Genomic DNA, 14956 nt, shown 5'->3' with positions numbered 1-14956 from the left:
TCGCCCGCGCCCAGCAGCAGCACTGAGCGCCCCCCGGCCGGGGTCCCGCGCGGGACCCCGGCCGGGGGGCGCTCAGTGCTGCTGCTGGGCGCGGGCGACCAGCCGCTGGCCGAGCGAGCCGGCCTGGCTGTTGGTGAGCAGCTGGGTCTGCGACTCGACCAGCCGCAGCACCGCCGGGTCCTCCCGGGCGATCTCGGAGGACTGCAGCAGGATCGTGCCCTTGCCGGTGAAGTCGTACTGCCGCTCCTCGCCCGAGGCGCGGCCGAGCGCGCCGGTGAGCGCGCCGAGGAAGCTCTGGGTCATCCACTGGGCGTCGTGGTGCACCGACGGCGCCGGGCAGTCGGCCCAGCCGAGCAGCGCCTCGGGATCGGCCCGGAACGGCGGCTCGACGAAGATCACCGGCCCGTTGGACGAGGCGATGAACTTCCCCGTCCCGATGAGCGTGACGAAGCCCGGGACGATCGACTGCTTGAGCTCCAGGTCCTTGGAGAACGCGCAGAGGTTGCCGGCCTTGATCGTCAGGTTGCCGTCGTCGAGGTCGTAGGAGTTCAGGTCGAACCCGCGGTCCCCGATGAGCACCTTGCCGTGGCCCTGGGCGACCACCCAGTCCTGCACGTAGACCGGGCTGGAGAACCGGTGGGCCACCCACGCCTGCACCGAGGAGTACTCGCTGACGGCGTCGAACTGGACGTTGCCGTAGTAGGCGAGCATCGCGCCCTTGCTCATGAACCACTCGCCGTTGAGCGCGATGCAGAAGACGTAGGGGTTGACGTTGTCGTCGTCGGGCAGCGACTGCGCGCTGAGCGTGCTCGGCACGCCGGCCGGCGGCCCGGCCGGGGGCTGGCCGTACCCGGGCGGCGGGGGCTGCCCGTAGCCGGGCTGCGGCGGCTGCCCGTACCCGGGCTGGCCGTAGCCGGGCTGCGGCGGCTGCCCGTACCCGGGCTGGCCGTAGCCGGGCTGCGGCGGCTGCCCGTACCCGGGCTGGGGCTGGCCGCCGTAGGGGTTGTTCGGCGGGTAGGTCATCGTCGCCGTCCTCAGAACTTCTGCTCGCTGGCCTGCACGTACACCGTGCCGTGGCCGCTGATCTTCAACTGGAAGGCCTCGCCGGAGCCGCGGCCGACGACGTCGCGGAAGCCGACCTTGGCCGCGAGGTCCACCGAGAGCTGGCCGACGTGGCCGACGTAGGCCTGCGGGTCGACGCCGACCTGCTGCCCGTTGAGCTGCAGCGGGAAGGCGCCGCCGTGGGCGAGCAGCGCCACCGACCCGCGGCCGTGGAGGTTGGTCGTGAACAGGCCCTGCCCGGTCATGGCGCCGCTGATCGCGGACCTGAGCCCGCCGGAGCCGAGGAACTGCACGCTGGTCTGCAGGTTCGCGTCGTGCACGAGCAGCCGGTCGGCCTCGCAGACCAGCGGGGCGGAGCCGTCGAGCTCGAGGACGGTGACGTGCATGCCCTTGTAGCCGTAGAGCACCTGGCCGCTGCCCTCGGTGGCCATCATCGGGTTGGACTCCCCCGACATCGCCGCGCCGACCATGCCGCCGATGCCGCGGCCCTGGCCGTGCACCGGGCGGAAGGTGACCTGCCCGGAGTAGCCGAGCATCGCGCCGCGGCGGGCGAGCACCGGGTTGGCCGGGCCGACGTGCGCGCGCACGACCTTGCTGTTGACGGTCTCGAACGGCACGGCTCAGCGCTCCGAGGACTGGACGAGCACCAGGCCGTGCCCGGTGAAGCGGAGGGAGAAGGGCTCGCCGGAGCCCTCGCCGACGAGGGACTTCCACGAGACGCCGCTGACCAGGTTCATCGACAGCTGGCCGCGGGAGCCGACGTAGGCGTCGGGGTCGACCACCAGGTCCGTGCCGGGCGCGACCTCCAGCGCCATGACCGGGCCCTCGGACACGATCGCGACCTGACCCTGCCCGGTGACGGTCGTGGTGGCCAGGCCCTGGCCGCTGGTCACGCCGCGCAGCCCGGAGAACTGGACGTCGAGGCGCAGGTGCTCGGTGTGGGCGAGGACGTGCTCGCTCTCCACGGTCAGCGTGTCGCCGGCCAGGTCGACGACGAGGACGTCCATCGCGTCCTTGGCGAGGTACACCCGGCCGTGTCCGGCGCAGTCCATCAGCGAGATGCTCTCGCCGGCGACGGCCCGCTTGAGGGCGGCGCGCATGCCGCCGCCCCCGCCCATCCCGGAGTTCTTGAAGTCGACGTTCCCCTCGAAGGCGACCATCGAGCCGCTGGCGGCCCGGATGCGGTCCCCGTGCAGGTCGGCGTGCAGGACGCGTTTCTGGGCGGTGAGCTGTGCCAACGACGGACCTCTCGGTGCGGGAACGGGAAACCGGGCGGACCGTATCCGGCTCCCCGGTCCCGCGGTAGACCACCCGCCGCGGACGCCCGGCGGCCCCGGGGCGGGTGTCCCGGGGCCGCTGGAGAGCGCCTGCGCTCAGCTCTGGCCGGCGGGCACCTCGTCGCGCTCGCCCGGCCGGTCGGCGGCCGCGACCTCGGCGCGCTCCCGCCGCGAGACGACGATGCTGCTGATCACCGCGGCGATGATGAACAGCAGGCCGGTGAGGCCGGTGACGTACTCGCTGATGTGGAACCGCAGCTCGAGGATCATGATCGCGGCGAGGAAGCCGATGGCCCACATCGCGCCGTGCTCGAGGTAGCGGTACTCGTCGAGGGTGCCCTTGTCGACCATGTAGATGGTCAGCGACCGCACCCAGAAGGCGCCGATGCCCAGGCCCAGCGCGATGATGAAGATGTCGCTGCTGATGGCGAACGCGCCGATGACGCCGTCGAAGGAGAACGACGCGTCGAGCACCTCGAGGTAGAGGAACGCGGCGAACCCGGCGCCCGCGACCGCCTTGGTGGCGGTGTCCCCGGTGCCGTTGCCCGCGGTCTGCCCGGTCGGGGCGACGTCGTCCTCGTCGTCGGTCTCGGGGGCCTCCATGAGCTCGTTGAGCCCGCCGATGAGCAGGTAGGTGAACAGGCCGGCGAGGCCGGACATGAGCACCGTGGCGTACTTGTCGTCGTCGGCGATCTGCGAGCCGACGTAGATGACCGCCAGGGCGATGACGATCGCGAGGTAGGGCAGCTTGCCGGCCTTGGCCAGCGGCTTCTCCAGCCACGACAGCCAGTGGATGTCCCGCTCCTCGTCGAAGAGGAAGTTCAGGAAGATCATCAGCAGGAAGATCCCGCCGAAGGTGTAGATCGCCTCGGCCGCGGCCTCGACGTTCTCGGCGTAGGCCTCCTGGTCCGACAGCGCCAGGTCCCACACCTCGGGGATCGACAGCTGCGCCGTCACCGACACCAGGACGATCGGCAGCAGCAGCCGCATGCCGAACACGGCGATGAAGATGCCGACGTAGAGGAACAGCTTCCGCCACAGCGGGCTCATGCGGCGCAGCACCTTGGCGTTGACCACGGCGTTGTCGAAGGACAGGCAGACCTCGAGGACGCCGAGGACGGCGACGGCCAGCAGGGCCGCCGGCCCGCCGAAGAACACGGCGGTGACGAGCGCGGCCACCGTCAGACCGACGGAGAAGCCGAAGTAGCGGAGCATCAGGGGTTCCTCTCCGCCGCCGGGGGTGCCGGGCGACGACGACGACAGGGACGTGCGGGCCGGATCGGGCGGGAGGCGGGCCGGTGGTCCAACGGACCCCGGCGGGTCCCGGTTCCCGCCGGCCCGCGGCGGGGCGGCGGAAGGGACGCGTTCAGCGGACCGGGCGGCGCCGGCCGCCCGTGCCCACGTGCGGGGTCCCGGCGTGGTATCCACGGGCCTCCGGACCGCGCGGGTGCCGGACCGCCCCGCCGGACGCGGGCGACGGCGAGGGGAGGCGGTCGTGAGCGCACCCGGCGGCACCTCCTGGTGGCGGCGCGACCGCGACGCCCCCCGGCGGGAGGCCGCGGCGGCGCGGGAGGCCGCGGCCGCGGCGATGCTGGAGCTGGACGCCGCCCTGGCCGACCTGCCGGACGCCGTCGCCGCCGCGGAGGAGGTGGGCGCACCGGCGGGCGGACGACGGGCTCATCACCGCATCCCCGCCCCTGACTCGTTGGCCCGCGACTGGCGGGACCTCTCCACCCACGCCGACGCCGTCATCGGACACTACCTGCAGGCGCTGTCCGCCCACGACCCCGCAGCGGACGCCGAGCCGGGCGCGGCCCGCGCCGCCGCCGCGGAGCTGGGCGCCGCGGCCACGGCGCTGCGCGAGGTGCTCGGCCAGGTCCAGCGCTTCCGCGACCAGTACGGCGAGGTGCTCGCCGCCGCCTCCCGCGCCCGCGCCGCGGCCGCCCGCGCGGTGTCCGCGACCCGCGACGCCGTGGCCACCGCCCGCGCGGCGCTGGACGCCGCCGGCGCCGCCGGGCTGGCCGACCCCGGCCTGGACGGCGTCCTCGCCGACGCCGAGCGCCTCGCCGCCGGCGCCGCCGCCGACCTGGCCGCCCGGCACGCCGCGCCCGCGCTGGACGCCGCCGAGAAGGGCCGCCGGGAGGCCGAGGCGGCCGCCGCGCGGGCGCGGGCGCTGCCGGAGCGGGCCGCGGAGGTCCGCCGGGGCGCCGCCTCCGTCCGCACCCGCCGCGAGGCACTGGGCACCCGGCACGAGCGGCTGGCGCCGGTGATGAGCGAGCTGCGCCGCCGCTACCCGCTCACCGCGTGGTCCGACGTCGAGCGCGCGCCGCAGCGGGCTGCCGAGGCGCTGGCCGAGGCCGACGAGGCGCTGACCGCGCTGGAGGGGGCGCTCGGGGCGCCGGTCCTCGACGTGCCCGCGGCCGCCGCGCTGCTGGCCCGGGTGCGGGCGGCCGCGGGCCGGGTGGACGACGAGGTGCGCGCCGTGACCGGGCGGCTGCAGCGGCTCGACGCCGTCGCCGCCGACCCCGGGTCGCTGCTCGGCGAGGTGCAGCGCGCCGTCGTCGACGCCCGGCGGTTCCTCGGCGGGCTGCCCGAGGAGCGCGCCCGCCGCTTCCGCCGCACGTTCGAGGACCTCGCCCGGCGGTTGCCGCCGCTGGAGGAGGCGGCCCGGGGCCGCCGCCCGGACTGGGGCGCGGTGCTGCGCGAGGCGCAGTCGATCGAGGACGGCCTGGACCGGCTGGTGCGGACCGCGCGGGCGGACTAGCCCGCGCGGTCGAGCAGCCAGCGGACGATCTCCTCGCCCGCCGCGGCGCCGCTGGCCGCGGTGACCGCGACCCGCGCGCCGGTCCAGCCCTGCTCGTGCAGCTCGCCGTGCGCGGGGCGGACGGCGGCGTCGGCGGCGAGCAGCATCGGCGCGTCGAGCAGGCTGTCGCCGGCGCACAGCAGCCGCGGCGCGGTCCCCTCCCCCGCCAGCAGCCGGCGCAGCCGGAGCAGCCCGGCGGCCTTGGACAGCCCGGCGGGGACGACGTACACCTTGCGGCCCTGCACCGACAGCGTCGCGCCGGCGGCGGTGACGGCCGCGCCGGTCTCCTCCAGCCAGTCCCGCGGGATCGCGTCACGGGCGTGCGCGACCAGGTAGCAGAACAGCCCCTCGGCGGCGCGCACGGTGCGCACCCACGGCTGCCCGGCGACCGCCTCGAGCAGGGCGAGCAGCTCCGGCAGCGGCGCGGCCTGCGCGGCGGTCGCCGCCGCCCAGTCGTCCCAGTCGGGGTCGCGGACGCCGTCGGCGAGCAGCACGCCGCCGTTGGCGCACAGCGCGTACCGCGGGACGACGGGCAGCCGCACCCGCTCGTACTGCGCCACGGTGCGGGTGGTGACCGGGACCAGCAGTGCCCGTTCCGCCAGCTCGGCGAGCAGCCGCCACGAGGTGGGCGTCGCGTGCGACAGCGGCGCGCCGTCCAGGTGCTCGACGACCTCCAGCCCCTCGGTCGTCCCGGCCGCGGCCGCGGAGTAGATGAGCGTGCGGTCGAGGTCGACGGCGGCCAGCGTCGCCGTGAGGACCGCGGTCACCGGCCCACCGGCCGGATCAGCCCGACGCAGGAGTACGGCAGGTCCGGCACCTCGCCCAGCGGCACCCCGCGGGCCCGGGCCAGCGCGGCGACGTGCCGCAGGTCCTCGGCCCGGTCGGGGCGGACCAGCACCTGCCAGGGCACCCGGCGCAGCAGCACCCGCGTCGTCTCCCCCACCCCGGGCTTGACCAGGTTGACGTCGGCGATGCCGAACTCCGCGGCGATCGCCTCGACCGCCGCCCACCCGGCCCAGGTCGGCCGGCGCTCGGCGGGCGGGACGTCGGCGGCCGGCGCCTGCGCGGGGAACGCGGCGGCGACGGTGTCGACGAACAGCCCGGAGACGTCGGCGGGGGCGAGCTCGGCGTAGTACTTCGCGCCGTGGAACATGCCGGGGCCGATGAGGTCGTCGCGCAGCACGGTGCGCGACACCAGCCCGGACACCGTGCTGTTCAGGCAGGCGCTCGGGATGAGGAAGTCGTCGCGGGTGCCGTACAGCTCGGTGCACAGGCCCGGGTCGGCCAGGACGGCGAGCCGGTCGTCGAGGGCGGCGTCCTCCGGGTGCGCGGCGACCCAGCCGGCGACGGCCTCGGTGAGCTGCCGCTGGATCGCGCCCTTGCCGGTCCAGCCGTCGACGAACCGCACCGCCGACGCCGGGTGCCGGGCCAGCACGTGCGCCATCGCGACCTGGTCGATGCCGCGGCCGCGGATGATCGAGACCGTGTAGTGCGGCACCGCGACGCCGCGGGAGGCGAGGAACCAGCGGCGCAGCAGCACGCCGATCGGCGTCCCGGCGCGGGCCAGCGACACCAGCACCGGCGTCTGCCCGTGCACGGCCGCGGCGTCCCAGACCAGCTCGCCGACCCGGGCGACGGCCTCGGCGAGCCGCCCGGCCGAGGTCTCCAGCGCGGCGGTGAACAGCGCCAGGTAGTCGTCGTCGGGCTGGTACTCGACCGGCAGCATCTCCGAGTAGTGGGTGCCCGACTGGATGGCCTCCTCGCGGTCCTCGGTGCCGCGCTCCAGCGCGACCGACGACAGGTCGGTGAGGAGCCAGGTCACCTCCTCGGGTGCGTAGGAGCCGAACCGGCCGGGGACGGCGGGCGCCAGGCCCGGCTGCACCGCGGTCATCGGGCCGGCTCCGCGAGCGGCACGGGCACCAGGTGCACCGCGCGGGCGGCGAACGGGCGCAGCGCCTCCGCCATCGGCGCGCAGTCCTCCGCCGGGGCGTCCACGACCACGACGACGTCGTCGGCCCGCTGGTCGGCCCAGCGGCCGGCGGCCGGGACGGCGGCGGGGTCGGCGAGGTTGTGCACGCGGGAGACGCGGGCGGGCTCGTCGGGCGCGGGGAAGGACAGGCTGCGGCGCAGGGCGTAGCCGGGGTCGTCGGCGGCGTGCACGGGGCTCCGGGTGGTCGACTGGGTGGTGACGGGGGTGCCGGGCAGCCGCCCGGCCAGGCACGCCGCGACGGTGGTGGGCGCGTGCATGAGCTCCTCGGTGCCGAGGACGAGCACCCCGCGGCTGCCGGCCAGCTCCGCCGCCAGCGCGGCGGCGACGGCGTCGGCGGCCTCCGCGAGGCGGCCGCTGCCGGCGGGGGTCAGGCCGTGCCGGGCGGTGGTCGGGACGCCGGCCGGCCACAGGCCCGCGTGCGTCCGGACCGCGCCCGGCGCGCCGGCCGGGACCGGCGCGGGGCCGGGCAGGGCGGCGCGGGCGGCCGCGGCCCGGGCGAGGACGTCGGCGGGCAGGGCGAGCTCCGTGGTGAGGACGGCGGCGACGTCGACCCGCACGCCCAGCGCCTCCGCGCGCTCGGCGAACGCCGCGCGGGCGGCCGGGGTGCGCGCGTCGAGCAGCGTGGCGACGACGTACCGCTCGCGCGGCCAGCGGGCGTGCAGCTCGGCGACGGTGTTGAGCGCCGTGCGGCCGGAGGTGAGCTCGTCGTCGACCAGCACCAGCGGACCGGGCGTGTCCAGCGTCACCGGCCCGGCCGGCTGCAGGGCGTGCGCGACCGCGTGCGAGTGCTCCTCCTCGAACGCGGCGGCCACCGGCACGCCCGGGTGCACGCGGCGGGTGGTGTGCAGGTAGGCCGCGCCGAGCCGGTCGGCGGCGGCGTGGCCGAGGCCGGTCGCCGTCTCGCAGTAGCCGATGACCAGGCCGGGCGCCTCGCCGTCCAGGACCGCGGCGACGGCGTCGCCCACCGCGGCCCCGGCGCCGAGGACGGCGGCCGGCGCGGCCGGCACGTGCTTGCCGAGGACGCGGGAGACGACCAGGTGCGCCCGGCGCGGGTTGTCCCGCAGCGCCAGGCCGCACAGCTCGGCGAAGCGGCCGGGGTCCGCGGGCACGACGTCGAGCAGGCCGGAGACGGTGCCGCCCAGCCAGGCTGCGGCACCGGGGAGGGTGGCGGTCACGCGCGCTGCGCCTCCCCGCCGGCGAACACCTCGGCGAGCCGGCGCTGCCCGGTGGACAGCAGGTCCACCAGCGCGGCCTCGTCGGCGACGACGCCGTAGACCGCGGCGCGGCGGCTGATCAGCTCCGCCCACAGCGCGTGCGGGCCGATCTCGTTCATCCGCCCGTTCCCGGACACCGCGATACCGCCCTGGCCGCGGGCCATGAGGATCTCGAGGGCGTCGTCGTACTCCGAACGGGAGACGGTGAGCAGCGCGTTGACCACCGAGACGTGCGCCGGGTGGATGACGGTCTTGCCGAGCACGCCGTTGGCCTTGTCGAGGGTGACCTCGCGGATCAGCCCGTCGAGGTCACCGGCGATCATCCGCTGCCGCAGGCCGCCCTCGTGCTGGTCGCTGAACGGCGTCTGGCGCAGCTGTGGCTTGAACAGCCGGGGGCCGGGGATGTGCTCCCACACCGCGCCGGTGACCACGTGCTCGCCGCCGCGGGTGAACGTGTTGACCACGTCGGCCAGGACGTCCCGGACGACGGCGACGTCCCAGATCGTGGTGTCGCGGTCGCGGCGCAGGCCGAACAGCCCGGACAGGTCGGTGCCGCCCACCCGCAGGCACAGCACCGACTCCCGGTGGGCCTCGACCACCGCGGCCAGGGCGGCGAGCGCGTCGGCGCGGGTCTCCCGCCAGGCGAGGTCGGGCGTCTCCAGGATCGGCATGCCGTACAGCGGCTGCCCCAGCGCGGCGGCGACCTCCTCGACCGTCGTGAGCATCGGCGCCAGCGTGGCGCCGGTGGCCTTGGGCAGGCTGAACCCGGTCAGCCGCGCCAGCGCCGGCCCGGCGGCCGACGCGATCCGGCGGATCTGGTCCGGCGTGCGCACCCGGACGAACAGCAGCGGCAGCGCCGGCCGGTCGCCAGCGGCGGCGCGCCGGTCGATCCGCTGCAGCGCGGCGACGACGTTGGCCTCGGCGTCGGGGACGGCCGCGTGCGGGACGGCGTCCTCGAGGCACCAGACCACGCTCGTGGCGCCGATCGCGGCCGCCCGGGCCGCGTCGACGTCCAGCGCCGGCCGCGTGCCGGGGCTGTAGAGCGTCGCGCCGAGGGCCAGCGCCAGCACGCCGCGCGGCGTCGCCGGCCCGACCTCGCCCGGCGGGACGGCGAACAGCTGCTCGCGCTCGCCGTCGGTGAGGTGGGAGAAGTGGCGCACCGTCGGCGCCTCCTGCTGGGGGGTCACCGGAGCAGCCCCTGGGCGCGCGCCCGCCGCAGCCAGTCGGGGTACTCGGTCATGAGCCGGTCGAACAGCGCGTCGTCGCTGATCGGCCGGCGGCCCATGAGGTCACCCTCGCTGACCGCGAAGAAGTCGGCGTTGTCGGTGTAGCGGCCCTCGAGGTCGTCCAGGCGCTGCAGGTAGCTGAACTGCCGCTCCGGGCCGATGCCCATGAACTGCCAGAACACCGGCTCGAAGGACGCCGCCTTGAGCTGCTTGGTCGCGACCGACTTGTCGCTGGGCGCGCCATCGGTCAGGAACATGACGTAGACCGGCACCTGCGCCGGCTGCGGCTCCACGCGGTCGCGGCTGTCGCCGAAGTAGGCCTTCCGGACGGCGGCCATCGCCGCGCCGTAGCGGGTGTCGTACTCCAGCCGGTACTGCCGGGTGAGGTCGGCGATGTACTGCTGGTGGCCCTCCAGGCGCAGGCCCGGGGGCTGGTGCACGTCCTTGCCGAACAGGAAGACGTCGACGACGCCGTCGTCGTCGAAGCGCAGGCCGAGGGCGAGGACCCGCTCGGCCAGCCGCTGCACGGCGCCGGTGCGGTAGAGCTCGGCCATCGAGCCGGAGATGTCGAGGACCAGCGCGACGCGGGCGGTGTGCTCCCCCAGGCCGCGCTTCCCCAGGCTGACGCCGGCGGTCTTGACCAGGGAGAGCATCTGCGGCGCCGAGGACGACAGCTTCTTCTCGAGGTCGACCAGCCGCTTCTTCTCCATGCTGACCGGAGCCGCGGCCGGGGCAGCAGGGGCGGCGGCCGGGGCGGCGGGGGCGGTGGCCGCGGGGGCGGGCTCGTCGTCGACGCTCACGCCGACGTCGGTGGCCATCCCGGCCAGGCCGTTCGTGAAGCCCTGCCCGACGGCGCGCACCTTCCACTCCGCGCCGCGGCGGTAGACCTCGGCGAACACCAGCGCGGTCTCGGGGCCGGCGGCCAGCTCGCAGCGGATCGCAGGCGCCGCGCCGCCCTCGGGGCCCACCTCGACGGCGAGCCCGGACAGCCCGCCGAAGGTGCCCGCGCCGTCGAGGGAGGCGCCGATGACGACCTTCTCCACGTCGGCGGGCAGCGCGGCCGGGTCGATGCGGACCTGGTCAATGGTGGCGCCGCCGCGGGCGGTCTTGCCGAGGTGGCGCACGGCGCCGCCGGCGCCGCTGGGCTGGTTGTAGAAGACGAAGTCGTCGTCGCTGCGGACCCGGCCGGCCGCGGTGGTGAGGAACGCCGACAGGTCGGCGTCGACGCCGGGAGCCGGCGTCCAGGTCAGCGTGACGACGACGGGGCCGGTGAGGCCGGCCTGGGCCAGCCCGACGTTGCCGCCCCGGGTGAGGACGTGGACCACTCCGGTGCCGCTCAGACGGACCGGGGGGCGGTGGTCACGGGGCGGGTGCGGTCGGGCATGACGAGGGGACCTCCGGGTTCTCGGGGGCTGGTGCTTCTCGGGGGCTGGTGCTTCTCGGGAGCTGGTGCGGGCAGGGCGGGACCCCGGCGGGTGGGGTCGCCGCACCGCCGGAGGGACCGGGCCCGGACGCGGGTGCGCGTCCGGGCCCGGCGGGGTCAGACGTTGACGCCGAAGTCCTGGGCGATGCCGCGCAGGCCGGAGGCGTAGCCCTGGCCGACGGCACGGAACTTCCAGTCGGGGCCGTTGCGGTAGAGCTCGCCGAACACCATGGCGGTCTCGACCGAGGCGTCCTCGGTGAGGTCGTAGCGGGCGATCTCCTGGCCGTTGGCCTGGTTGACGATGCGGATGAACGCGTTGCGCACTGCGCCGAAGTTCTGCTTCCGGTTGTCGGCGTCGTAGATCGACACCGGGAAGACGATCTTGTCGCAGGTCGGCGGCACGCCCGCCAGGTTGACCTGGATGACCTCGTCGTCGCCCTCGCCCTGGCCGGTGAGGTTGTCACCGACGTGCACGACGGAGCCGTCGGGGCTGCGCAGGTTGTTGAAGAAGATGAAGCCCGAGTCGTCGGGGGTGACCTTGCCGTTGGCGTCGAGCATGATCGCCGACGCGTCGAGGTCGAAGTCGCCCCCGGAGAACGTGTTGACGTCCCAGCCGAGGCCGACGTTCACCGCGGTCAGGCCCGGCGCCTCCTTGGTCAGCGAGACGTTCCCGCCCTTGGAGAGGCTGACACCCATCAGTTGGACTCCCATGTCACCGTCGGGGAGCGCAGCGGCGGTCGCCGCTGCACCGGACACCGGATGGACCGGCGCCGCCGGGGGACGCGGGCGGAGTGCCCGGCGCCTTCCCCGGCACCGCTGCGCGGGGTGCCGGTCGGGCACCCAGCGGAGCGGACGTGTCCTGGATCGTGCCGCACGATCACCGGGAGCAACAGGCACACCGGCGTCGTCGGCCTGCCGTCCTCCCGGTGGTCACCCGCGCGTCACCCGGGGCGGCCGTCGGTGCGCCGCGCCGGCGCCGCGGCGGGGCGCTCCCCCGTCTCGTGCTGCACCGTCGGCACGCCGGTCTCCCCCGCGACCGCCGCGGCCCCCCGCCCGGGCTCGGCGTGCGGCACGGCCTCGCGGGCGTCGCGGCGGCTGCGGGCCAGGCTCGCGACCGTGGTGACCAGCAGGGTGACGACGATGACCGACAGCGACAGCCAGGTCGGGATCTCCGGGATGGCCGTGACGTGCTCGCCGCCGTTGATGAACGGCAGCTCGTTCTCGTGCAGCGCGTGGATCAGCAGCTTGACGCCGATGAAGCCGAGGATGACCGCGAGGCCGTAGTGCAGGTAGACCAGCCGGTCGAGCAGGCCGTCGATGAGGAAGAACAGCTGCCGCAGGCCCAGCAGCGAGAAGGCGTTGGCGGTGAAGACGAGGAAGGTCTCCTCGGTCAGCCCGAAGATCGCCGGGATCGAGTCGACGGCGAAGAGGATGTCGGCGCTGCCGATGGCGACCAGGGCGATGGCCAGCGGGGTGATGTAGCGCTTGCCGTCCAGCCGCGTGGTCATCCGGTCGCCGTGGTAGTCCGACGTCGTGGGGATGACCCGGCGGACCAGCCGCAGGAAGCCGTTCTCCTTGAACTCCTCGTCCTCGTCCCCGCCGGCCCGCGCCTGGGCGATCGCGGTGTAGATGAGGAACGCGCCGAACAGGTAGAAGACCCAGCTGAAGTTCTCGATCGCCGCGGCGCCGAGGAAGATGAAGATCGTCCGCAGGACCAGGGCGAACGCGATGCCGAACAGCAGCACCTTCTGCTGCAGCTCCCGGGGCACCGCGAAGCTGGCCATGATCAGGACGAAGACGAAGAGGTTGTCGACCGACAGGCTCTTCTCGGTGATGTAGCCGGCGAAGTACTCCCCGCCGTACGTCCCGCCGGCGAAGACCCACACGCCGATGCCGAACAGCACCGCGATCGCGACGTACACCGCCGACCAGGTCGCCGCCTCCTTCAACGACGGGGCGTGCGGCGTCCGCACGTGGCCGACGAAGTCGAAGACGATCATGGCCACGATGGCGGCGATCGTGATCGCCCAGACGAAGAAGGGGACGTCCAACGCAGGTACCTCCGGTCCACTGGCAGCAGTCAGCACCGGAGGTCTCTCCCACCGGCCCCGACGGCGGCCGGCCGGTGACGCCGGGGTACGCGTACCCGTGCTGACGACGTCACCGCGGGCGGGATACTCCCCTCCACGGCTCCGCGGGCACGGCGCAGCGCACCCGGCGGAGTCACAGGGCACAACGGACGAGGGGCGCCCGGGGTTCCCGGGCGCCCCTCTCCTCCGCGGACGGGGGTCAGCTCACCCCTGCGGCGCGGCCAGGTAGGCGGCGCGGGCGGCGGCCAGCAGCCCCGCCCGCTCGGACGCGTCGAGGTACCCGTCGCGGACCTGGGCGTCCACCGCGGCGGCGTACTGCGCCAGGTAGCCGTCGACCGAGCCGTACCGCTGCGCCAGCTCGGCCGCGGTGTACGGCTGCCAGCCGCCCCAGTTGCCGCACACGTCGGTGATCGACGTCGTCCCGACCGGGGCCAGCGCGACCGGGACCGGCCGGCCCAGCGGCACGACGGCGTCGGGGAAGCGCACCCCGCCGACCGGCTGGGCATTCCCCGGGTCGGTGCGCGGGACCTGCAGCTCGACGCCGGGCAGGTCGTTGAAGGACTGCCGGTCCCCGGCCGGCGCCGGCTGCAGCGCGAAGACCGCCGACGGCGGCAGCAGCCGCCGGTCGCCCTGGCCCGGGTGCCGCACGACCGCGGTCACGTCGGCGAGCAGCGTGCGCAGGTGCGGGTTGTAGGAGATCGGGTTCCGCGGGACCGGCGTGCCGCCGTTGCAGCGCAGCTGGCCGAAGACGACGGCGTCGGGGTAGGCGGCGACGCCGGCGTGCGGGGCGGGCCAGTCGTAGCGGACGACGTCGCGCGGGCGGTCGGCGGTCGCGGTGACGCTCGCGCGGAGCCGGTGGTAGTCGGTGTAGGCGGCGACGTCGACGAACAGCGGGTCGCTCTTCGGCCGGGTGAGCATCTGGCCGTAGGTGAGCGGGACGCCGTCCTCCAGCACGTAGGGCCGCTGCGCGGCGTCGCCGGCGAGCTGGTTGACGGCCAGCCAGTTGCCGGCGCCGGAGACGGCGACCGCGGCGTCGTACACCCCGCGGCCGGTGCGGTCGTCGGCGTTGAAGCCCTCGGCGACGAAGGTGTCGACGAACCACGCGCTCTGGCTGATGCCGGCGAGCACCGAGGCGCGGTAGACCGGCAGGGCGGTCCCCGTCGGGCGCGGCGCGGTGCCCTCGAGCAGCCGGCCGAGGTCGCGCACGATCACCTCGCCGACGCCCTGGGCGGCCGCGGGCACGCCGGGCGAGATGCCGGTCTCCCACTGCACCCGCGCGTAGGACAGGTCCTGGCCGGCCAGCCAGCCGTTGCCCAGGCCGTCGGGGTAGACCGAGCCGACCGGGCTGGCGTCCCCGGCCAACGGGAAGCCCAGCGCGGACAGCAGCACGGCGGGCCGGCCGCGGTTCTCCGCCTCGACCAGGACGACGTCGCTGCCGCGCGGGTCGGCGGGGGCGATCAGCTCGAACTCGCTGGTCCAGGGCACCAGGCCGCGGGCGTCCCGCGGCAGCCCGGCCAGCCCGGCGACCTGCTCCCGCGGGTCGACGACGCCGGAGACGGTGCCGGTGGTGCGGGTCCACGCCTCCCCGCCGACGCTGATCGGGGTGCTCGTGGTGTCGACGGCGGTGATCGCCGACGCCAGCGGCGCGGGGCGCCAGCCGCCGGGCGCGGCCGTCGCCGGGGCGGCCGCGCCCACGGACAGGGCCGCGAGCGCGGCGGCGGCGAGCCCGCGCCGCAGGGCACGGCGCGGGGAACGGGAGACGGTCACGCGGAGGACTCCTTCGTCCGGGACGGGGGCGGTCCCGAACGTAACGTTCCTGCGACGTGTGTCACACGCGGGGTCGAGGCCCCCGGCCCCTGGCAGGGGCCCGC

At 75.6% G+C, this 14956-nt stretch carries 13 protein-coding genes; 1 reads left to right on the top strand and 12 read right to left on the bottom strand.

Annotated features, from left to right (window positions below; all coding sequences use genetic code 11):
* Positions 1 to 72: 72 nt before the first annotated feature.
* The 4 genes from ACI8AA_RS05090 to ACI8AA_RS05075 form a co-directional block, all read right to left on the bottom strand.
* Positions 73 to 1023, bottom strand: a complete 951-nt coding sequence (locus ACI8AA_RS05090) for an AIM24 family protein (protein ID WP_457043428.1) — start codon at positions 1021 to 1023, stop codon at positions 73 to 75.
* Positions 1024 to 1034: 11 nt separating this feature from the next.
* On the bottom strand, positions 1035 to 1679 hold the full coding sequence (locus ACI8AA_RS05085; RefSeq protein ID WP_457043427.1) for an AIM24 family protein: 645 nt from the start codon (positions 1677 to 1679) through the stop codon (positions 1035 to 1037).
* 3 nt (positions 1680 to 1682) lie between these two features.
* Positions 1683 to 2300, bottom strand: a complete 618-nt coding sequence (locus ACI8AA_RS05080; RefSeq protein WP_457043426.1) for an AIM24 family protein — start codon at positions 2298 to 2300, stop codon at positions 1683 to 1685.
* Between the two features lie 135 nt (positions 2301 to 2435).
* The gene (locus ACI8AA_RS05075; protein ID WP_457043425.1) at positions 2436 to 3554 is read right to left on the bottom strand and encodes a DUF475 domain-containing protein; all 1119 of its coding nucleotides are present in this window, start codon (positions 3552 to 3554) and stop codon (positions 2436 to 2438) included.
* A 280-nt stretch (positions 3555 to 3834) separates the two neighbouring features.
* Between ACI8AA_RS05075 and ACI8AA_RS05070 the strand changes: the two genes are divergently transcribed.
* Positions 3835 to 5103, top strand: coding sequence for a hypothetical protein (locus ACI8AA_RS05070; protein WP_457043424.1), 1269 nt, complete (start codon positions 3835 to 3837; stop codon positions 5101 to 5103).
* Here the strand turns inward: ACI8AA_RS05070 and ACI8AA_RS05065 are convergent.
* The 8 genes from ACI8AA_RS05065 to ACI8AA_RS05030 all read right to left on the bottom strand — a co-directional run bounded on the left by ACI8AA_RS05065 (position 5100) and on the right by ACI8AA_RS05030 (position 14852).
* A complete protein-coding gene (locus ACI8AA_RS05065; RefSeq protein WP_457043423.1) occupies positions 5100 to 5909 on the bottom strand; it encodes a hypothetical protein in 810 nt (269 codons plus the stop codon). The two genes, ACI8AA_RS05070 and ACI8AA_RS05065, sit on opposite strands and share 4 nt — an antisense overlap.
* On the bottom strand, positions 5906 to 7033 hold the full coding sequence (locus ACI8AA_RS05060) for a cysteine protease StiP family protein (protein ID WP_457043422.1): 1128 nt from the start codon (positions 7031 to 7033) through the stop codon (positions 5906 to 5908). Before ACI8AA_RS05060 ends, ACI8AA_RS05065 begins: the two co-directional genes overlap by 4 nt.
* On the bottom strand, positions 7030 to 8307 hold the full coding sequence (locus tag ACI8AA_RS05055) for a phosphoribosyltransferase domain-containing protein (protein ID WP_457043421.1): 1278 nt from the start codon (positions 8305 to 8307) through the stop codon (positions 7030 to 7032). The genes ACI8AA_RS05060 and ACI8AA_RS05055 overlap by 4 nt, the downstream gene beginning before the upstream one ends.
* Entirely contained in the window at positions 8304 to 9533 is a 1230-nt protein-coding gene (locus ACI8AA_RS05050) for an HpcH/HpaI aldolase/citrate lyase family protein (RefSeq protein WP_457043420.1), read from the bottom strand. Before ACI8AA_RS05050 ends, ACI8AA_RS05055 begins: the two co-directional genes overlap by 4 nt.
* Positions 9530 to 10897 (bottom strand): VWA domain-containing protein, encoded by a 1368-nt coding sequence (locus tag ACI8AA_RS05045; protein WP_457043419.1) that lies wholly within the window; start codon positions 10895 to 10897, stop codon positions 9530 to 9532. The genes ACI8AA_RS05050 and ACI8AA_RS05045 overlap by 4 nt, the downstream gene beginning before the upstream one ends.
* 215 nt (positions 10898 to 11112) lie before the next feature.
* Positions 11113 to 11706 (bottom strand): TerD family protein, encoded by a 594-nt coding sequence (locus tag ACI8AA_RS05040; RefSeq protein WP_457043418.1) that lies wholly within the window; start codon positions 11704 to 11706, stop codon positions 11113 to 11115.
* A 230-nt stretch (positions 11707 to 11936) separates the two neighbouring features.
* Positions 11937 to 13046 (bottom strand): TerC family protein, encoded by a 1110-nt coding sequence (locus ACI8AA_RS05035; RefSeq protein WP_457043417.1) that lies wholly within the window; start codon positions 13044 to 13046, stop codon positions 11937 to 11939.
* A gap of 243 nt (positions 13047 to 13289) precedes the next feature.
* A complete protein-coding gene (locus ACI8AA_RS05030; RefSeq protein WP_457043416.1) occupies positions 13290 to 14852 on the bottom strand; it encodes an alpha/beta hydrolase domain-containing protein in 1563 nt (520 codons plus the stop codon).
* Positions 14853 to 14956: the final 104 nt, after the last annotated feature.

This window comes from Geodermatophilus sp. SYSU D01180 (assembly GCF_054050415.1).
Note: the sequence above shows the minus strand (reverse complement) of the source record. Positions and strands in the feature narration are given on the sequence as shown.

Bases quoted from the DNA above. Each gene is read 5' to 3' on its own strand.
- ACI8AA_RS05090 (WP_457043428.1), bottom strand. From the start codon at position 1,023: ATGACCTACCCGCCGAACAACCCCTACGGCGGCCAGCCCCAGCCCGGG.
- ACI8AA_RS05075 (WP_457043425.1), bottom strand. From the start codon at position 3,554: ATGCTCCGCTACTTCGGCTTCTCCGTCGGTCTGACGGTGGCCGCGCTC.
- ACI8AA_RS05060 (WP_457043422.1), bottom strand. From the start codon at position 7,033: ATGACCGCGGTGCAGCCGGGCCTGGCGCCCGCCGTCCCCGGCCGGTTC.
- ACI8AA_RS05040 (WP_457043418.1), bottom strand. From the start codon at position 11,706: ATGGGAGTCCAACTGATGGGTGTCAGCCTCTCCAAGGGCGGGAACGTC.